Below are 19,302 nucleotides of genomic sequence, written 5' to 3'. Positions count from 1 at the left end.
GACTGAAAGTATGTCTCATGGCGTTCGACAGCAGGCTTTTGAGCGGTATCGGCGTGCTCTCCGCGGTGATCGAGGCCGGCACCTTCGCGCGCGCCGGCGAGGCGATGGGGCTGACGCAGCCGGCGGTGAGCCGTGCCGTCGCCCGGCTGGAGGAGCGCGTCGGCATCCGGATCTTCAACCGCACGGCGCGCGCGATCACGCTGACCGACGAGGGGCGGCGCTTCTATGAAGCGGTCGCGCCGCTGCTGGCCGGCATCGAGGACGCGGCGCTCGACGCCGGCCAGTCGAAGGCGCGTGTCAGGGGGCGGCTGCGCGTCAACGTCGACGCGACTTTCGGCCACTACGTGCTGGCGCCGAAGATGGCCGAGTTTCTCGACCGCTTTCCCGACCTGTCCGTCGAGATCAGCGTGCGCGACCGGATGGGCGACCTCGTTGCCGACGGGTTCGACGTGGCGGTGCGGTTCGGCATTCCGGAACCGTCGTCATACCGTGCCCGGCTGCTGCTGGAAACGCGCGTGCTGACCTGCGCGTCGGCGGCCTATGTCGCGCGTCACGGCGAGCCGCGGCACCCGCGGGATCTCGCGAGCGGGCATCGCTGCGTGCTGATCCGCGATCCGGTGACGGGGCGGCCGTTCGAATGGGAATTCCATCGCGGCCAGGAGGTGGTGCCGTTCGATGCCGCGGGCCGGCTGATGGTCAACGATACGGGCATGCTGCTCGGCGCGTGCCTGGGCGGCGCGGGGATTGCCCAGCTGCTGGAACTCTACGCGCGCGACATCCTCGCCGACGGGCGGCTGGTGCTGCTGCTGCCGGAATGGGCGGACGAGACGTTTCCGCTCTACGCGTATCACCACGCGTCCAACCTCGTTTCCGCGAAAGTGCGCGTGTTCCTCGACTTCGTGCGGGCGTTGATGGCCTGAGCCTGAGCTCGACTTGACGTGCCGACGGCGGCCCTCCCGTCCGGTCATTCGGTGCGATGCGGAATGCTGTCCGGGAACGGGTAGGGCGCGTGCGGGCCCGGCCAATCGGGTACCGGCGGGGCGGTCAGTACGTCGCATCCGGCCAGCATGAGCGACAGCGCCGCGGCGAGCACGCGGCGGCAGAGCGGGAATGAAATCGTGCGCATGGACATGGCGTGCCTCCGTGCCGCGCATCCTCATGATGCTTGGACTGTCGCGCGGGGGCACGCGTTGCGGCGCGCACGGCAAAAACAAAAAACCCGCGAAGCGGCGAGCTTGCGCGGGTTTCGGGACGCGCAGCGCTTCACGCTGCGAGAATGCTGGTGCCCAGGGCCGGAATCGAACCGGCACGCCTTGCGGCGGGGGATTTTGAGTCCCCTGCGTCTACCAATTTCACCACCTGGGCTTGATCCTGGCCGCGCATGCGATTGTGTGGATTGAGCGCGGCGAAACGCGGATTATGTCCGAAATCCTGCCGCCGGGCAAGCTGCTCCGGTTACCGGCTGCGCACGTCACTGACTGAGGTAGACGAACCGGCCCTGCTTGACGATCCCCATCACGCTCGCGCGCTGGTCGAGTCCCACATGATCCTTGTCGCTCGTGTTGACGACACCGTTCGGCACGACGAGCTCGTGCGCGCGTTCCAGCTCGCGCCGCAGCGCCATGCGGAACGCGGGCGTGCCCGGCTGCGCGGCCTTCAGCGCGCGGCCGACCGCGTCGGCGAGGCGCGGGTAGACGCCCGCCGCGTCGCCCGCGAACTGCGTGACCGTGCCGGGGCCGTACTTCGCCTCGTACGCGTCGACGAACGCGAGCGCGGCCTTGCGGGCCGGATGATCGGCCGGCAACGTGCGCGCGACGACCACCGGCTGGGTCGGGAACAGCGTGCCGTCGACGTCCTTGCCGCCCAGCTTGATGAATTCCGGTGTCGCGATCCCGTGCGTCTGGTAGACCGGGCCCTTGTAGCCGCGTTCGATCAGCGTGCGCTGCGGCAGCACGGCCGGCGTGCCCGAGCCCGCGATCAGGATCGCGTCGGGTTTCGCCGCGATCAGCTTCAGCGCCTGGCCCGTGACGCTCGCGTCGGAGCGGTTGAAGCGCTCGGTCGCGACCACGCGGATCTTGCGCAGGTCCGCGAAGCGCGTGAACTCGTTCAGCCAGCTGTCGCCGTAGCTGTCCGCGAAGCCGATGAAGCCGACCGTCTTCACGCCGTGGTTCGCCATGTAGCGCGTCATCACGTCGGCCATCGCGCGGTCGCTCTGCGCCATCTTGAACGCCCAGGTCCGCGCGCCTTCCTGCGGCTCGACGATCGCGCCGGAGCCGACCAGCGTGATCATCGGCGTCTGCCCGGCAGCCACCGCGTCGAGCGCCGCGAGCGCGGCCGGCGTGATGTTCGGTCCGACCACGACGTCGACGTGATCCTCGTCCACCAGCTTGCGGATGTTGCGCACCGCGGCGCCCGGGTCGGACGCATCGTCGAGCACCGTCACCTGCACCGGCTGCCCGGCAATCGTCTTCGGCCACATCAGGATCGCGTTCTTGCTCGTGATGCCGATCGCGGCGGCCGGGCCGGTCGACGACAGGTCGACACCGACCTTCAGGTCGGCATGCGCGGCAGCGCAGGCGAGCGCGAAGGCAACGCCGGCGGCGCGGCGCAGCAGCGCGGGAAGTCGCAACAGGGCGGGAAGCGTCATGCGGAATTCTCCGTCGGACAGAAAAAAGGGGCGCGATATGCGCCCCCGTGTTTATACACGCCGCTCAGAGTTCGTACGATTCGGATTCGCCCTTGAGCGCCTGTTCGATCAGCTTGCGGTTCAGCGTCGGCGACAGCAGTTCGACGAGCGTATACACATAGCTGCGCAGGTAGGCGCCCTGCTTGAGCGCGACGCGCGTCACGTTGCTGCCGAACAGGTGGCCGACCGGGATCAACCGCAGGCCGCGGTCGCGCTCGGGATTGAACGCGATGTCGGCCATGATGCCGACGCCGAGGCCGAGTTCGACGTAGGTCTTGATCACGTCGGCGTCGATCGCCTCGAGCACGATGTCCGGAGACAGCCCGCGCAGCGCGAACGCATGGTTGATCTTCTTGCGGCCCGCGAACGCATCGTCGTACGTGATCAGCGGGTACTGCGCGAGATCGTCGAGCGTGACCGGCTTGCGTTCGAGCAGCGGATGGTCCGCCGGCACGACGGCCGCGTGGTGCCACTGGAAGCAGGGCAGCGACACGAGCTCCTTGTAGTCGGAAATCGCCTCGGTGGCGATCGCGAGATCGGCCTGGTCGTGGATCACCATCTCGGCCACCTGCGTCGGGCTGCCCTGCAGGATCGACAGGTGGACCTTCGGGAAGCGCTTCTTGAACTCGGCGATCGCGGCCGGCAGCGAGTAGCGGGCCTGCGTGTGGGTCGCGGCGATGGTCAGGTTGCCCTGATCCTGCGCCGCATAATCTTTCCCGACCCTTTTAAGGCTTTCAACCTCCTGAAGAATCCGCTCGACCGACGCGAGGATGATCCGGCCCGGCTCGGTGAGCGAGCGCACGCGCTTGCCGTGCCGCGTGAAGATCTCCACGCCGAGCTCGTCCTCGAGCTCGATGATCGCCTTCGACACCCCCGGTTGCGACGTGTAGAGCGCCTTGGCGGCCTCGGTGAGGTTGAAATTCTGCCGGACGGCCTCGCGCACGAAGCGAAATTGGTGCAGGTTCATTTATAACCCTTCCGCATATCAACAGAATTTTTTAGTCGTTTGAAATATAAGGCGAGTTTATTACGATTCACCGGAGTTTTTCAAATATGGATATCTGTTTTCGTCATTAGCAATCCAGCCGGGCAGCGGAAGGCCGGCGATAGCGGCGGAACGGAGATTCGGGCGCGACGTGGCTAGGACGTCGCGCGGTCACCACGAAAACCCTGGGGTCCCCGAATGTATCAGTACGACCAATACGACCAGACGATCGTCGACGAGCGTGTCGCGCAGTACCGCGATCAGGTGCGCCGCCGGCTGTCGGGCGAGTTGAGCGAAGACGAGTTCCGTCCGCTGCGCCTGCAGAACGGCCTGTACATGCAGCGCCACGCGTACATGCACCGCATCGCGATTCCGTACGGCAACCTGCGCAGCGACCAGCTCCGGATGCTGGCGCGCATCGCCCGCGAACACGATCGCGGCTACGGTCACTTCTCGACCCGCTCGAACATCCAGTTCAACTGGATCAAGCTGGAAGAAACGCCCGAGATCCTCGCGAAGCTCGCATCGGTGCAGATGCACGGTATCCAGACGTCGGGCAACTGCATCCGCAACATTACGGCCGACCAGTTCGCCGGCGTCGCGCACGACGAAGAGATCGATCCGCGTCCGTGGTCGGAAATCCTCCGTCAATGGTCGACGTTCCATCCCGAATTCGCATGGCTGCCGCGCAAGTTCAAGATCGCGGTGTCGGGCTCGAAGCATGATCGCGCGGCCGTGCAGATCCACGACCTCGGCGTGTACCTGAAGAAGAACGCGCAGGGCGAAGTGGTCGCGAGCATCCTCGCGGGCGGCGGCCTCGGCCGTACGCCGATCATCGGCGCGGTGATCAAGGAAGACCTGCCGTGGCAGCACCTGCTCACCTACTGCGAAGCCGTGCTGCGCGTGTACAACCGTTACGGTCGCCGCGACAACCTGTACAAGGCGCGCATCAAGATCCTCGTGAAGGCGCTGTCGCCCGCGAAGTTCGCGCAGCAGGTCGAGGAAGAGTGGCAGCACCTGAAGGACGGCCCGTCGACGCTCACGCAGGCGGAAGTCGATCGCGTGTCGCAGTACTTCCAGCCGCCCGTCTACGAGAAGCTGGCCGACACCGACGCATCGTTCGAACAGCACCTGCTCGAGAACAAGGCGTTCGCACGCTGGGTCGAGCGTAACGTTGCCCCGCACAAGGTGGCCGGCTATGCGGCCGTCACGCTGTCGCTGAAGGATCACCGCATTGCGCCGGGAGACGCGACCGACCAGCAGATGGATCTGGTGGCCGACTGGGCCGACGCATACTCGTTCGGCGAGCTGCGCGTGTCGCACGAGCAGAACCTGATTCTCGCGAACGTGAAGAAGCGCGACCTGTTTGCCGTGTGGGAAAAGGCGAAGGCAGCCGGTTTCGCGACGCCGAACATCGGCCTGCTGACCGACATCATCGCGTGCCCGGGCGGCGACTTCTGCTCGCTCGCGAACGCGAAGTCGATCCCGATCGCGCTGGCGATCCAGCAGCGTTTCGACGATCTCGACTATGTGTACGACCTCGGCGACCTGTCGCTGAACATTTCCGGTTGCATGAACTCGTGCGGTCACCACCACGTCGGCAACATCGGCATCCTCGGCGTCGACAAGGACGGCGCCGAGTGGTACCAGGTGTCGCTCGGCGGCGAGCAGGGCACGGGCCGCAACGGTGCGCGCCTCGGCCGCGTGATCGGGCCGTCGTTCTCGGCGGAAGAAGTGCCCGACGTGATCGCGAAGCTGATCGACACGTTCGTCGAATCGCGCATCGACGGCGAGCGCTTCGTCGACACGTACGATCGCATCGGCATCGCGCCGTTCAAGGAGCGCGTGTATGCGGCGCGCCAGGCAGTGAACGCGTAACCAACCGGGTAGAAGGAATTAGCAGATGGCTTCGATTATCAAGAACCGCGCAGTGATCGACGATGCATGGCAGGTCGTGCGCGCGGCGGAAGACGGTGCACTGCCCGCGGTCGATGCGTTGCCGGCCGGCAAGGTGCTGGTGCCGTTCGCGTTGTGGCAGGCCGAGCGCGCGGCGCTCGTCGCCGCGAAGACGAAGGACGAGCTCGGCGTGTGGCTCGCACCGGACAGCGAGCCGGCCGATCTCGTGGCCGACTTCGGCGCGATTTCGCTGATCGCCGTCGATTTCCCGCGCTTCGCGGACGGCCGCGGCTACAGCATCGCGCGCCTGCTGCGCGAGCGCCACGGCTGGACGGGCGAACTGCGCGCGATCGGCGACGTGCTGCGCGACCAGTTGCTGTACATGTCGCGTTGCGGCTTCGACGCCTATGCGGTGCGCGCCGACAAGGACATCCACGACGCGCTGAACGCGTTCACGGAATTCACGCAGCGTTACCAGGGCGCGTTCGACCAGCCCGAACCGCTGTTCCGCCGCCGCGGCGCGTCGGCAGGCGTAGCGACGCCCGACGCGAAGGTGGGCGCATGAGCAGCGCGACCACCACCGCGCTGACGCCGGAGCTCGCCGCGAAGGTCGAGCGCCTCGACGCGCTGCTCGCGCAGATCGGTGCGCGTCACGAGAAGGTGAAGTTCGCGAGCAGCCTCGCGGCGGAAGACATGCTGCTCACGCATGCGATCCTGTCGAAGGGCGTGCGCATCGGCATCTTCTCGCTGAACACGGGCCGCCTGCACGCGGAAACGCTCGGCATGATCGACCGTGTGCGCGAGCGCTACGGCTACGAGATCGAGCAGTTCCATCCGCAGCAGGACGCGGTCGACCAGTATGTCGCCGAGCACGGCCTGAATGCGTTCTACGAGAGCGTCGAGCTGCGCAAGTCGTGCTGCCACATCCGCAAGGTCGAGCCGCTGAATCGCGCGCTCGCCGACGTCGGCGCATGGGTCACCGGCCAGCGCCGCGAGCAGTCGGTCACGCGGGCCGAGCTGCACGAGGAAGAGCAGGACGAAGCGCGCGGGATCGCGAAGTACAACCCGCTCGCCGACTGGACGGAAAGCGACGTGTGGGCGTACCTTAAGGCGTTTGACGTGCCGGTGAACCCGCTGCATGCGCGCGGCTACCCGAGCATCGGCTGCGAGCCGTGTACGCGGGCGATCCGTCCCGGCGAGGACAGCCGAGCGGGCCGCTGGTGGTGGGAGTCGCGCGATACGAAGGAATGCGGGCTGCACATCACGACGATCACGCCGATTCCCGCGGAAGCCGTTGCCGGCGCCACGCACTGAAAGCCTGACAAGAAACTGAATATTGCGCCGCCTGCGACAGCGGGCGGCACGAACCCAGAAGAGAAGGACTGAAATCATGAGCACGACGCTCGAGCAATCCGCCTTTGCCCCGCCCGCCGGTGCCGACAGCCGCATGGGCCACCTCGACTGGCTCGAAGCCGAGTCGATCCACATCCTGCGCGAACTGGTCGCCGAATGCAGCAAGCCGGCGCTGTTGTTCTCGGGCGGCAAGGATTCGGTCGTCGTGCTGCATCTGGCGCTGAAGGCATTCGGCCTCGGCGCGAACCGCAAGACGACGCTGCCGTTCCCGCTCGTGCACATCGATACGGGCCACAACTACGAGGAAGTGATCGACTTCCGCGATCGCCGCGCGAAAGAACTCGGCGCCGAGCTGGTCGTCGGCCACGTCGAGGATTCGATCAAGCGCGGCACGGTCGTGCTGCGTCGCGAAACCGATTCGCGCAATGCCGCGCAGGCCGTCACGCTGCTCGAGACGATCGAGGAGCACGGCTACACGGCGCTGATCGGCGGCGCGCGCCGCGACGAAGAGAAGGCGCGTGCGAAGGAACGCATCTTCTCGTTCCGCGACGAATTCGGCCAGTGGGATCCGAAGGCGCAGCGCCCGGAACTGTGGAGCCTGTACAACGCCCGCCTGCACAAGGGCGAGCACCTGCGCGTGTTCCCGATCTCGAACTGGACCGAGCTCGACGTGTGGCAGTACATCGCGCGCGAGAACCTCGAACTGCCGTCGATCTATTACGCTCACCAGCGCGAGATCGTGCGCCGCAACGGGCTGCTCGTGCCCGTCACGCCGCTCACGCCGATGCGTGACGGCGAGACGAGCGAGCTCGCGCAGGTGCGCTTCCGCACGGTCGGCGACATCTCCTGCACGTGCCCGGTCGAAAGCGACGCGGACGACGTCGAGAAGATCATCGCCGAGACGGCGGTGACCGAGATCACCGAGCGCGGCGCGACCCGGATGGACGACCAGGCCTCCGAAGCCGCGATGGAACAGCGCAAGAAGCAAGGTTATTTCTGAAGCACACGAGGACATTCAAATCATGAGCATCATCGAGAACACCGAAGACCTCGGCGTGCTGCGCTTCATTACCGCGGGCAGCGTCGACGACGGCAAGAGCACGCTGATCGGCCGCCTGCTGTACGACAGCAAGGCCGTGCTGTCCGACCAGCTGTCCGCGCTGTCGCGTGCGAAGAACAAGCGCACGGTCGGCGACGAGCTCGATCTCGCATTGCTGACCGACGGCCTCGAAGCCGAGCGCGAGCAGGGCATCACGATCGACGTCGCATACCGCTACTTCGCGACCGCGAAGCGCAAGTTCATCATCGCCGATACGCCGGGCCACGAGCAGTACACGCGCAACATGGTGACGGGCGCGTCGACCGCGCACGCGGCGATCGTGCTGATCGACGCGACGCGCATCACGGTCGAGAACGGCGTCGTGCAACTGCTGCCGCAGACCAAGCGCCACAGCGCGATCGTCAAGCTGCTCGGGCTGCAGCACGTGATCGTCGCGATCAACAAGATGGACCTCGTCGACTACAGCGAAGCGCGTTTCAACGAAATCCGCGATGCGTACGTCGCGCTCGCGAAGCAGCTGGGCCTGACCGACGTGCGCTTCGTGCCGGTGTCGGCGCTGAAGGGCGACAACATCGTTGGCGCGAGCGAGCGCATGCCGTGGTACGCGGGCGAGCCGCTGCTCGACGTGCTCGAATCGCTGCCGGTCGAGACGCAGGCGCATGACGCGCTGCGCTTCCCGGTGCAGTGGGTCGCGCGCCAGGACGGCAGCTCGGCAGACGATTTCCGCGGCTACATGGGCCGTATCGAGTCGGGCGAAGTGAAGGTCGGCGACGAGATCGTCGTGCTGCCGTCGAACCGCACGGCGACGATCGCCGAGATCGTCGCGCCGGTGCCGGGCGGCACTGCGTCCGTTCCGCACGCGTTCGCGGGCCAGACCGTGACGATCCGCCTCGCGGAAGACGTCGACGTGTCGCGCGGCGACATGTTCGTCACGTCCGGCGAGCCGGTCGAGCCGGCGAAGAAGCTCGAAGCCGATCTGTGCTGGTTCGACGAGACGCCGCTGTCGCCGCAGCGCAAGTACCTGCTGAAGCAGACCACCAGCACGGTGTTCGCGAAGATCGGCGGCGTCAAGCAGGTACTCGACGTGCACACGCTGTCGCACGCGACCGATCGTCACGATCTGAAGATGAACGACATCGGCCGCGTTGCGCTGACGCTGCAGAAGCCGATCGTGTGCGACACGTACGACGCGCATCCGGGTACCGGTGCGTTCGTGCTGATCGACGAGGCGACGCATCACACGGTCGCCGCAGGGATGATCCGGGCGTTCTCGGCATGACCGGGCAACCGCGCCGCTTCGCGGCGGCGCGGGCCGGAGCCGACGCCCGCTGGAAGGCGAAGCGATAAACATGGGCAAGGTGTATCTGATCGGAGCAGGGCCGGGCGCGGCCGACCTCATCACGGTGCGTGGCGCGCGGCTGCTCGAGCAGGCGGACGTCGTGCTGCACGACGCGCTCGTCGAGCCCGCGATGCTCGACTACGCGCCGAATGCGCGCCGGATCGCCGTCGGCAAGCGCTGCGGGCAGCGTTCGATCGCGCAGCACTTCATCAACAAGCAGATCGTCGATGCGGCGCGCGAGCATGCGTGCGTCGTGCGGCTGAAGGGTGGCGACCCGATGCTGTTCGGTCGCGCCGAAGAGGAGATGCGCGCGCTGGAAGCGGCCGGCATCGACTACGAGGTCGTGCCGGGCATCACCGCGGCGCTGGCCGGGGCGGCGACGCTGAAGCGTTCGCTGACGTTGCGCGGCGTGTCGCGCAGCGTTGCGTTCGCGACGCACAGCCGCGCGCCGGGCAGCGACGAGATTCGCGAGGCCGCACGCGCCGATTCGATCGTCTATTACATGGGCCGCGACAGCGCGCCCGGCATCGCGCAGGAACTGATCGACGCGGGCCGTGCGCCGGCGACGCCCGTGGCGATCGTCGAGGCGTGCAGCACCGCGCGCGAACGCTCTCTGACGCTCACGCTCGCGCAGATGGCGGCAGGCGACGCGCAGGCGTGGCTCGATCCCGCGGAACCGAGCCTGCTGATGATCGGCGATGCATTCGCCGAGCGCGCCGGGCAGGCGAAAGCGGGCGATGCGCTGCGAAGTGCGGCCTGAGCGGAACCCGGCTGGAGTTCCAAATGAAAAAAGCGCTGGCGGAAGCCGGCGCTTTTTCTTTGTGGGCCGTGACGGCGTGATTTACGCGCCGTCGCCGATCTGGTCGATGCAGTAGCGCGCGATCGCGTCGAGCACGCCGTCGTCTTCGCCGACGGCCGTCGCGCAGCGGATCTCGATACCCGGATGCACGGCTCGGCATGCGTCGACGAGCTGCGGCAGGTCGCGGCGGACATGGCCGCCCTGGCCGAAGAACACCGGCACCACGGTGATGTGGGTGCAGCCGGCCGCGACCTGCGCGGCGACCGCGTCGCCGAGCGACGGCGTCATCAGTTCGAGGAACGCGAGCGACACGTGTGCAGCGGGAGAAGAGGCGCCGCGCAGCCGCGCGGCGAGCCGTTCGAACGGCTCGGCCCAGCGCGGGTCACGCGCGCCGTGGCCGAACAGGACGATGCCGTGCGAATTCATGTCGAAGCCTCCGTCGTGACGCGGCGCTCAGTGCCGGTCGACCCACTTGAGCGCGAACAGGCCGAGCGCGAGATAGATCAGGCCCGGCGTAGCCGCGGTGAGCGGCGCGGGCCACGTGTTCAGCGTGCCGATGTGCGAGAACAGCGTATTGAGCAGCTGGAAGCTCATGCCGAGCATGATGCCGCCGAACACCTTCACACCGACCACGCCCGCACGCGTGTGCAGGTACGCGAACGGCAGCGACAGTACCAGCATCACGAACACCGCGAACGGATACAGCAGCTTGCGCCACAGCGCGATGTCGTAGCGCTGCGTGTCCTGCTGGTTCTCGCGCAGATGCTGGATGTAGCGGAACAGGTTGATGATCGACATGCGATCCGGCGACACGAGCAGCACCGACAGGATCTGCGGCGTCAGGTCCGAGCGCAGCCGGTATTCGGCCAGCGAGACCTGCTGCGACCGGTACACGGGGTTCAGCGCGTCGGCTGGCTGCCCGCCGATCGGCTTGATCGGGGTGAGCTCGGTTTCGTTGACGCCCTTGAGCAGCCAGTGGCCGGGCGGCTCGTAGCGGCCCGTCTGCGCGATCCGCACGTTGCGCAGCTGGAATTTCGAATCGAATTCGTAGATGCGCACGTTGCTGATCGTCGAGTCGGGCGACAGGCTGCCGACGTTGACGAAGCGCGTGACCTGCTCGCCGTTTTCACGGGCCGCGAGCGTGTCCTTCACCCACACGCCCGACTGGAAATTCGACGACACCGACGCGCCGAGCGCCTGCAGCCGCACGCGTTCGGACAGCTGGTCGGCGTACGGGCCGACGAATTCGCCGATCAGGTAGGTGACGATCACGAGCGGCACGCCGATCTTCAGCAGCGAGCGCAGCGCCTGGTTGGTCGCGAGGCCCGACACGCGGAAGATCGTGAATTCCGAGTTCGCGGCCATTTGCGCGAACACATAGATCGCGCTGATCAGCGCGGCGACCGGGATGATTTCGTAGAAGCGCGACGGGGTCTGCAGCGCGACGCGCAGCACCGCGTAGCCGAACTTGTAATTGCCGTGCCCGACCGAGTTCAGTTCGCTGATCAGGTCGAAGAAGAAGAACAGGCCCGAGAACGCGAACAGGATGAAGACGAACGTGACGTAGATCTGTCGCGCGAAGTACTTTTCATAGAGCCGCATCGATCATGCTCCCGAGCGGCCGAACAGCGCGCGTGTAAACAGCGGACGATTGCGCACGCGCAACCAGAAGATGAACGCGACGATCACCGCGACGACGAGATGCAGCCCAACGAGACCGACGCCGAACGACATCTTGCCCTGCTCGATCTGCGACTGCACCACGTTCAGCAGGTTCGAGTACGTGAGATAGATCAGCACGGCCATCACGAGGTTGATCGTGCGGCTGCGGCGCGGGTTCTGGTACGACAGCGGAATGCCGAGCACCATCAGGTTGATCGCGATCAGCGGCAGCCCCGCGCGCCACGCGAATTCCGCGAGGTTGTCGTTCGTCGGGTTGCGCAGCAGGTCCGGCGTCGGCGTGCTGTTGGTGGTCTGCACGTTGGTGACCGGGGTGCTCGTGATCTTCACGCCGTAGCGCTCGAACTCCATGATCTTGAAGTTCGGCTGGCCAGGCGTGCCGTCGTAGCGGCGGCCGTCCTCCAGGACGACGAAGCGGTTGCCGTCGCGCGTTTCCGTGTGCCCCGTCTGCGACACGACCACGTTGACCTTGCCGTTCTCGGTCGAGGTCACGAACACGTTCTGCACCTTGCTCTGGTCGGGCGTCATCTTCTCGATGAAGAACACGCGGTGGTTCGACGCCGATTCGCGGAACTGGCCGGGCGCGAGCAGCGAGATTTCGTCGCGCTGCTGGAAGCGCGCCTTGATCATCTTGCTTTGCTGGTTCGACCACGGCCAGCCGACGAACGCGAAGAAGGCGATCAGCAGGATGATCGGCGTGGCGAACACGCCGATCGGCTTGATGAGGCGCGTGAGGCTCACGCCCGACGCAAGCCACACGACCATTTCGGAGTCCCGGTACCACCGGGTCAGCACGAACAGGATCGACACGAACAGCGTGACGACGAGCATCACGGCGAGGTAGCCGATCACGGTGAGGCCGATCAGCACGAGGACGTCCCGCGGATCGATTTCACCGGACGCGGCGTAGCCGACGATGCGGATCATCATCGTCGTGAGCATGATCGTGAGCAGCACCATGAACACGGCGCCAGCCGTATACGCAAGCTCGCGCTGGAGGGAGCGTTCGAAGATCATTCTTGATGAGAAGAGGGCGGGAGGCTGCGCACGCGTGGTGGAGCGCTCGCGCCGCCACGGGAAAAATAGCGGATAATTGCGGCTTTCATCCTTAGCCCAGATTTTATCCGAGGACAAGCGCGATGGACTTTAGCATAAAAGGCTGTGATTGGAGCAAAGGCGAGGCGAAGGGGTTCCTGACCGGGAAGTCCGACTGCATCGTGCTCGGCATCTTCGAGGCGCAGACCCTGTCGGGCGCGGCGCTCGATATCGACACGGCCACCAAGGGGCTGATTTCGCGCGTGATCAAGGCCGGCGACATGGACGGCAAGCGCGGCAAGACGCTGTTCCTGCACGAAGTGTCGGGCATCGGCGCGTCGCGCGTGCTGCTCGTCGGCCTCGGCAAGCAGGATGCTTTCAATCAGAAAGCCTATAACGATGCCGCGACGGCCGCATGGCGCGCGCTGCTGGCGACCAAGGTCGTCCAGGTCACGTTCACGCTCGCGCAACTGCCGGTCGACGAGCGCAGCTCCGACTGGGGCGTGCGCGCGGCAATCCTCGCGCTGCGCAACGAGACCTACCGCTTCACGCAGATGAAGAGCAAGCCGGAGCCGGCGTCGCACACGCTCAAGCGCGTCGTGTTCAGCGTCGATCCGTCCGACGAAAAGGCCGCGAAGGTCGCGGTCAAGCAGGCCGTCGCGCTCGCGAACGGGATGGATCTCACCCGCGACCTCGGCAACCTGCCGGGCAACGTCTGCACGCCGACCTATCTCGGCAACACCGCGAAGAAGATCGCGAAGGATTGGGGCCTGAAGGCGGAAGTGCTCGGGCTCAAGCAGATCCAGGCGCTGAAGATGGGCTCGTTCCTGTCGGTCGCGCGCGCGTCGGTCGAGCCGCCGCAATTCATCGTGCTGCACTACCAGGGCGCCGCCGCGAAGGCCGCGCCGGTCGTGCTGGTCGGCAAGGGCATCACGTTCGACACGGGCGGCATCTCGCTGAAGCCGGGCGAGGGCATGGACGAGATGAAGTACGACATGTGCGGCGCGGGTTCCGTGCTGGGCACGATGCGTGCAGTCGCCGAGATGGGCCTGAAGATCAACGTCGTCGCGATCGTGCCGACCTGCGAGAACATGCCGGGCGGCAACGCGACGAAACCGGGCGACATCGTCACCAGCATGAAGGGCCTGACGATCGAGGTGCTGAACACCGACGCCGAAGGCCGTCTGATCCTGTGCGACGCGCTCACGTATGCCGAGCGCTTCAAGCCGGCTGCGGTGATCGACGTTGCCACGCTGACGGGCGCGTGCGTGATCGCGCTGGGCGGCCACAACAGCGGCCTGTTCTCGACGAACGACGCGCTCGCGGGCGAACTGCTCGACGCGTCGCGCGAAGCGAACGACCCGGCATGGCGCATGCCGCTCGACGACGAGTACCAGGACCAGCTGAAGTCGAATTTCGCGGATCTCGCGAACATCGGCGGGCGTCCGGCCGGCGCCGTGACGGCCGCGTGCTTCCTGTCGCGCTTCACCGAGAGCTATCCGTGGGCCCACCTCGACATCGCGGGCACCGCATGGAAGGGCGGTGCGGCGAAGGGCGCGACGGGCCGTCCGGTGCCGTTGCTCGCGCAGTTCCTGATCGACCGCGCCGGCCAGTGATGGCGGTGTTGACGACGCTGCGGGTGCGCGGGCAATGACGCGGATCGATTTCCACTCGAACGTCGGCGATTCGCTCGCGTACGCGTGCCGGCTGCTGCGCAAGGCCTACCTGGCCGGGCAGCCGGTCGTCGTGCTCGCCGAGCCCGCGCGCCTGCGCGCGCTCGACGAGCGGCTCTGGACGTTCTCGCCGCTCGATTTCATCCCGCATTGCGGTGTCGACAGCGAGCACGCAGCCGGCACGCCGATCGTGCTGGCCGCGGATCTCGACCGCGCGCCGCATCACCACGTGCTGCTGAACCTCGGCGCGGCCGTCCCCGCACAGTTCGCCCGCTTCGAGCGCCTGCTCGAAGTGGTCGGCAATGCGCCGGACGAGCTGGCCGCGGGCCGCGACCGCTACCGGTTCTACCGCGACCGCGGCTACGCGCTGAACAACTACAAGCAGGGCAGCTAGCCGCAACCGTCAACGGAGTGTTCCCGTGACAGAAGCCGATACATCCTCGATCCCGACGCTGACCGACGTGCTGGTGCCGGGCAAGCCGGTGCCGGCGCGCTCGCCTGCGTCCGCCGCGCCGCAGCCGCCCGCCAGCGCGGCGATTCCGGTGCTCACCGACGTGGTCGCGCCGCACGCCGCAGGTGCGGCGCCGGCTGATTCCAGGCAAAGTGAACTTGACCGCGATTCCGTCGTGGTCGAATGCGTGCCGACACCGCACGTACCGGCGGTCGAACTGCCGGGCGACGCGGCGACGGCTGCAGCGGCAGCGATGGGCGAGACCGATGCGCCGGCCGAACCCGGCGCCGCGGAGCATGTGGTCGCCGAAGATTCAGCCGCAATGAGTGCGCCTCTGCCATCGTCGCTGGCCGGCGACGACGTGCCGCCACCCGCGTTCGCCGCGCTCGCGCATGAGGCAGTGGGGCACGCGCGTGAAGCGCATCTGCCGGAGTTCGTCGTACCAGTCGCTGCGCTGCAGCCGGAAGCGCAGGCCGCAGCCGGGCTGACGCCGGAAGATGCGCAGCACATCGCCGAGCGTCTGCGCAATCGTCTGACGAACTATCTGACCGGGGAAGGGCGCGACGCGATCGAAGCCCGCTGCCGCGATGCGTTGCACGAGCATTCGGCCTGGCTGGTCGGCCAGATCACGCGCGAGGTGGCGCTGGCACTCGAAACCGAGGTGATGGACTGGGTTCGCGACGCGGTCGATGAAGAGATCGCACGCCGCCGCGCCGGCCATTCGAGCTAAACCACACGGCGTTTAGCTGAAAAACGGGGTGTGAATCCAGTAAAGACCGGTGAAGCTGCCGGCGGGACACTGCACGAGGTAGCCGGGGCATGTCCGCCAGTCGGCGGAATCCGGCGGGTTGTCTGTTCGGCCCGGGCGTCCGGTTCAGCGCACCGACAGCACCCATTGCGCGAGCGTGTGGGCTTCGCCGTTCGTCAGTTGTGTATTGGCGGGCATCGGCACGCTGCTCCATACGCCGACGCTGCCTTTCACGATCGACTGGGCAAGGTAGTCGACGGCATCGCCGCGCGCCGCATACTTGCCGGCGATGTCGCGGAACGACGGACCCATCAGCGGCTTGCCGAGCGCGTGGCAGGCCATGCAGTTCTTGCGCTGAGCCAGCGCGAGCCCGTCGGCCTGGTCGGCGCGCGCTGCCGCCCCGCTGCCGATCAGCAGCGTGGCGAGCAGGACGCGCAATGTCGAGTGTTTCATGCGGTTCTCCGCCGGCGGGGACGGCCGGCTACATGGTCCGCGCATTATAGAAGCAAAGGGAAAGCGCGTTTTGCGCGTTCCCCGGGCGGCCATGTTTATCGGGGTCGCATGTCTTGACGTGCCGCGATTAGGGCCTGTTCACGCTAATAACGGGCTTGCGCTGGCCACCAGAAGGGCCGAGCGCAAGGATTGCGACGAAGCGAATACTCAACGTATTCGCGAGGAGCATGACGCGGCGATCGGCCCTTCTGGTGGCCAGCCCCACGAATGAATTTCTCCGAACAGGGGAACGCGCCTTGCCGGCCGTATTGCGGCGTCGATCGTCGCTTGTTTGGCTCGGCCAAACGGCGCTCCTCACTCCTTGCACGACGACCGGCAAGGCGCGTTCGCAGGCCCGTTTTTAGCGTGAACAGGCCCTAACCCGTGACGGCACCATTATTGGCCGGGCGGGCGAGTGCCGCGAATTTCGCGAGCACGCCGCGCGTGTAGCGTGGCGCCGGCTGTTGCCATGCAGCGCGACGGCGCGCGAGTTCCGCGTCGTCGACGTTCAGTTGCAGCAGCAGTCGATGCGCGTCGATCGTGATCGAGTCGCCTTCCTGCACGAGTGCGATCGTGCCGCCGACGAACGCCTCGGGCGCGACGTGGCCGACCACCATCCCCCAGGTGCCGCCCGAGAAGCGGCCGTCCGTGATGAAGCCGACCGATTCGCCGAGCCCCTTGCCGATGATCGCGGACGTCGGCGCGAGCATTTCCGGCATGCCGGGGCCGCCCTTAGGGCCCAGGTAGCGAAGCACGAGGATGTCGCCGGCGCGGATCCGGTCGCCGAGGATTGCATCCATCGCGCTCTGCTCGTCGTCGAACACGCGTGCCGGGCCCGTGATCACAGGGTTCTTCAGGCCGGTGATCTTCGCGACCGCGCCGTCTTCCGCGAGATTGCCCTTCAGGATCGCAAGGTGGCCTTCCTTGTACAGCGCGCGGTCGATCGGGAAGATCACGTCCTGATCCGCGCGCGGCACGCTCGGCACGTCCTTCAGTTCTTCGGCGATCGTGCGGCCGGTGATCGTCATGCAGTCGCCGTGCAGCAGCCCCGCGTCGAGCAGGATCTTCAACACCTGCGGAATGCCGCCAGCCCGGTGGAGGTCGGTCGCGACGTACTTCCCCGACGGCTTCAGGTCGCAGATCACGGGTACGCGCTTGCGGATGCGCTCGAAGTCCTCGATGGTCCAGTCGACCTCGGCCGCGTGCGCGATCGCGAGATAGTGCAGCACCGCATTGGTCGAGCCGCCCGTCGCCATGATCACCGATACCGCATTCTCGATCGATTCCTTCGTGATGATGTCGCGCGGCTTGAGATCGCGCTTCACGGCCTCGACGAGCACACGTGCCGATTCGGCGGCCGAATCGACCTTCTCCTGGTCGGGGTTCGCCATCGTCGACGAGTACAGCAGCGACATCCCGAGCGCCTCGAACGACGAGCTCATCGTGTTCGCCGTGTACATCCCGCCGCACGACCCCGACGTCGGGCAGGCGTTCTGCTCGACGCCTTCGAAATCCTCCTGCGACATCCGGCCCGCAGTGAATTCGCCGACGGCCTCGAACGACGACACGATCGTCAGGTCCCGGCCTTTCCAGTTGCCCGGGCGGATCGTGCCGCCGTACACGTAGATGCCCGGCACGTTCAGGCGCGCGAGCGCGATCATCCCGCCCGGCATGTTCTTGTCGCAGCCGCCGACGACGACCACCCCATCCATCCATTGCCCCTGCACGCAGGTCTCGATGCAGTCGGCGATCACCTCGCGCGACACGAGCGAGTACTTCATGCCTTCGGTACCCATCGACATGCCGTCCGAAATCGTCGGCGTGCCGAAGATCTGCGGGTTCGCATCGGCCGCCTTCACGGCGGCGACGGCCGCGTCCGACAGGCGCTGCAGGCCGGAATTGCACGGCGTGATCGTCGAATGGCCATTCGCGATGCCGACCATCGGCTTGTCGAAATCGTCCTTCTGGTAGCCGAGGGCGTAATACATCGAGCGGTTCGGCGAGCGGGCCACGCCCTGCGTGATGTGCTTCGAGCGACGGTTGTAAGCCATGGGGGACTCCATCGTTGTCTGGGCAACGCCGGTGAACGGCGCGCCGGTTCGGATCGATCAAGAATGGAGTGTCCGGATTGGGATGTCCAATATATTATTTGTCGCGTATTAAGTCATTTTGCGAATGAGAGAGGCATGGCCGATCCGACTCCCGACCTGCGCCAGTGGCGCTATTTCGTGACCGTCGCCGACGAGCGCCATTTCGGCCGCGCGGCTGAGCGCCTGTCGATGACGCAGCCGCCGCTGTCCCAGGCGATCCGTGCGCTCGAGGATGCGCTCGGCGTCGCGCTGTTCGCGCGCACCAAGCGCTCGGTGGCGCTGACGGCGGTCGGGGCGGCGCTGCTGCCCGACGTGCGCCGGCTGCTTGCCTCGGCCGATGCGCTGCCGCCGCTGGCGCGACGGCTCGCGCGGCGAGGCCGGCTCGCTGTCGCTCGCGTTCGTGTCGACCGCCGATTACGGGCTGCTGCCCGCGCTGCTGCGGGCGTTCGGCGCGCGCTATCCGCAGGTGCGGCTGCAACTCGCGGAGGCGACGAGCGACGTGCAGATCGACGAGCTCGTCGCGGGGCGTATCGACGCGGGGCTCGTCATTCCGCCCGTGCCGCCGCGCCACGCGGCCGGGCTGGCGTACCTGCCCGTCATGCGCGAGCCGCTCGTGGTGGCGATGCCGGCGGCCGCGAGCGATGCGCCGGAAGACGTGCCCGTCCGTCTCGCGGAGGTTGCCGCGTTGCCGCTCGTGATCTTTCCGCGTCGTCTGGCGCCCGGCTTTTATGACATCATTACGGGCTGCTACGGCGCGGCGGGGGAAACGCCGCACATTGGCCAGGAGGCGATCCAGATGCAGACGATCGTCAGTCTCGTGTCGGCCGGCATGGGCGTCGCACTGGTGCCGCAATCGCTGCGTAACCTGCGGCGCACCGGCGTGGTCTACCGGCCGCTTGCCGATCACGCGCCGGTCGTCGAGACCGGCCTCGTGTGGCGCACCGGTGACGTAAGCCCCGTGCTGGCCGGCTTCATCGATGTCGTGCGCGCGCAGGGCCTCGCCACGTGACGTGAA

The 19,302-nt window shown here is 66.8% G+C and carries 18 protein-coding genes, 1 tRNA gene and 1 pseudogene; 11 read left to right on the top strand and 9 right to left on the bottom strand.

The window, feature by feature from the left end; all coding sequences use genetic code 11:
- The first annotated feature begins 17 nt into the window (after positions 1-17).
- A complete protein-coding gene (locus LXE91_RS01255) occupies positions 18-920 on the top strand; it encodes a LysR family transcriptional regulator (RefSeq protein ID WP_039368106.1) in 903 nt (300 codons plus the stop codon).
- A 44-nt stretch (positions 921-964) separates the two neighbouring features.
- Here LXE91_RS01255 and LXE91_RS01250 read toward each other — a convergent pair whose 3' ends face one another.
- From LXE91_RS01250 to LXE91_RS01235, 4 genes are all read right to left on the bottom strand, one after another.
- Positions 965-1,132, bottom strand: a complete 168-nt coding sequence (locus LXE91_RS01250; protein WP_172625596.1) for a hypothetical protein — start codon at positions 1,130-1,132, stop codon at positions 965-967.
- A gap of 148 nt (positions 1,133-1,280) precedes the next feature.
- Positions 1,281-1,365, bottom strand: a tRNA-Leu gene (locus LXE91_RS01245).
- 106 nt (positions 1,366-1,471) lie between these two features.
- Entirely contained in the window at positions 1,472-2,629 is a 1,158-nt protein-coding gene (locus tag LXE91_RS01240) for an ABC transporter substrate-binding protein (RefSeq protein WP_039368439.1), read from the bottom strand.
- An 82-nt stretch (positions 2,630-2,711) separates the two neighbouring features.
- Positions 2,712-3,653 carry a CysB family HTH-type transcriptional regulator gene (locus LXE91_RS01235; protein WP_027785173.1) on the bottom strand — a complete coding sequence of 314 codons (942 nt, stop codon included), beginning with the start codon at positions 3,651-3,653 and terminating at the stop codon, positions 2,712-2,714.
- A gap of 216 nt (positions 3,654-3,869) precedes the next feature.
- Here LXE91_RS01235 and LXE91_RS01230 point away from each other — a divergent pair, with 216 nt between their 5' ends.
- The 6 genes from LXE91_RS01230 (at position 3,870) to cobA (ending at position 10,079) form a co-directional block, all read left to right on the top strand.
- A complete protein-coding gene (locus tag LXE91_RS01230; RefSeq protein ID WP_039368099.1) occupies positions 3,870-5,549 on the top strand; it encodes a nitrite/sulfite reductase in 1,680 nt (559 codons plus the stop codon).
- Between the two features lie 25 nt (positions 5,550-5,574).
- The gene (locus LXE91_RS01225) at positions 5,575-6,132 is read left to right on the top strand and encodes a DUF934 domain-containing protein (RefSeq protein WP_039368095.1); all 558 of its coding nucleotides are present in this window, start codon (positions 5,575-5,577) and stop codon (positions 6,130-6,132) included.
- On the top strand, positions 6,129-6,881 hold the full coding sequence (locus LXE91_RS01220) for a phosphoadenylyl-sulfate reductase (RefSeq protein WP_039368092.1): 753 nt from the start codon (positions 6,129-6,131) through the stop codon (positions 6,879-6,881). The genes LXE91_RS01225 and LXE91_RS01220 overlap by 4 nt, the downstream gene beginning before the upstream one ends.
- A gap of 76 nt (positions 6,882-6,957) precedes the next feature.
- Positions 6,958-7,920, top strand: coding sequence for a sulfate adenylyltransferase subunit CysD (gene cysD, locus LXE91_RS01215; RefSeq protein WP_039368091.1), 963 nt, complete (start codon positions 6,958-6,960; stop codon positions 7,918-7,920).
- Positions 7,921-7,942: 22 nt separating this feature from the next.
- Positions 7,943-9,259, top strand: coding sequence for a sulfate adenylyltransferase subunit 1 (locus LXE91_RS01210; RefSeq protein WP_039368088.1), 1,317 nt, complete (start codon positions 7,943-7,945; stop codon positions 9,257-9,259).
- 70 nt (positions 9,260-9,329) lie between these two features.
- Positions 9,330-10,079 carry a uroporphyrinogen-III C-methyltransferase gene (cobA, locus tag LXE91_RS01205; RefSeq protein WP_039368085.1) on the top strand — a complete coding sequence of 250 codons (750 nt, stop codon included), beginning with the start codon at positions 9,330-9,332 and terminating at the stop codon, positions 10,077-10,079.
- Between the two features lie 81 nt (positions 10,080-10,160).
- Here the strand turns inward: cobA and LXE91_RS01200 are convergent, their stop codons facing one another.
- The 3 genes from LXE91_RS01200 to lptF are packed head-to-tail and all read right to left on the bottom strand — an operon-like array spanning position 10,161 to position 12,815.
- The gene (locus tag LXE91_RS01200; protein ID WP_039368082.1) at positions 10,161-10,544 is read right to left on the bottom strand and encodes a sirohydrochlorin chelatase; all 384 of its coding nucleotides are present in this window, start codon (positions 10,542-10,544) and stop codon (positions 10,161-10,163) included.
- A 27-nt stretch (positions 10,545-10,571) separates the two neighbouring features.
- Positions 10,572-11,720 (bottom strand): LPS export ABC transporter permease LptG, encoded by a 1,149-nt coding sequence (gene lptG / locus LXE91_RS01195; RefSeq protein ID WP_039368079.1) that lies wholly within the window; start codon positions 11,718-11,720, stop codon positions 10,572-10,574.
- A 3-nt stretch (positions 11,721-11,723) separates the two neighbouring features.
- The gene (lptF, locus tag LXE91_RS01190; protein WP_039368076.1) at positions 11,724-12,815 is read right to left on the bottom strand and encodes an LPS export ABC transporter permease LptF; all 1,092 of its coding nucleotides are present in this window, start codon (positions 12,813-12,815) and stop codon (positions 11,724-11,726) included.
- A gap of 122 nt (positions 12,816-12,937) precedes the next feature.
- Between lptF and LXE91_RS01185 the strand changes: the two genes are divergently transcribed.
- From LXE91_RS01185 to LXE91_RS01175, 3 genes are read left to right on the top strand one after another with little or no spacing between them, the layout of a single operon-like run.
- Positions 12,938-14,449, top strand: coding sequence for a leucyl aminopeptidase (locus LXE91_RS01185; protein WP_039368075.1), 1,512 nt, complete (start codon positions 12,938-12,940; stop codon positions 14,447-14,449).
- A gap of 34 nt (positions 14,450-14,483) precedes the next feature.
- Complete coding sequence (locus tag LXE91_RS01180) at positions 14,484-14,900, top strand: DNA polymerase III subunit chi (RefSeq protein WP_039368072.1); 417 nt, start codon at positions 14,484-14,486, stop codon at positions 14,898-14,900.
- A gap of 25 nt (positions 14,901-14,925) precedes the next feature.
- Positions 14,926-15,687: a DUF2486 family protein gene (locus LXE91_RS01175; RefSeq protein ID WP_039368069.1), complete on the top strand. Its 762-nt coding sequence runs from the start codon at positions 14,926-14,928 to the stop codon at positions 15,685-15,687.
- 144 nt (positions 15,688-15,831) lie between these two features.
- On the opposite strand, the gene LXE91_RS01170 is transcribed toward LXE91_RS01175, so the two are convergent.
- Complete coding sequence (locus tag LXE91_RS01170; RefSeq protein WP_039368066.1) at positions 15,832-16,158, bottom strand: c-type cytochrome; 327 nt, start codon at positions 16,156-16,158, stop codon at positions 15,832-15,834.
- 416 nt (positions 16,159-16,574) lie between these two features.
- On the bottom strand, positions 16,575-18,248 hold the full coding sequence (gene ilvD / locus LXE91_RS01165) for a dihydroxy-acid dehydratase (RefSeq protein WP_039368063.1): 1,674 nt from the start codon (positions 18,246-18,248) through the stop codon (positions 16,575-16,577).
- A gap of 135 nt (positions 18,249-18,383) precedes the next feature.
- On the opposite strand from ilvD, the pseudogene LXE91_RS01160 reads away from it, so the two are divergent.
- Positions 18,384-19,296, top strand: a pseudogene (locus tag LXE91_RS01160) (LysR family transcriptional regulator).
- The last annotated feature ends 6 nt before the right edge of the window (positions 19,297-19,302 follow it).

The sequence above is a fragment of the Burkholderia contaminans genome (assembly GCF_029633825.1).
Taxonomy (GTDB): Bacteria; Pseudomonadota; Gammaproteobacteria; order Burkholderiales; family Burkholderiaceae; genus Burkholderia; species Burkholderia contaminans.
Note: the sequence above shows the minus strand (reverse complement) of the source record. Positions and strands in the feature narration are given on the sequence as shown.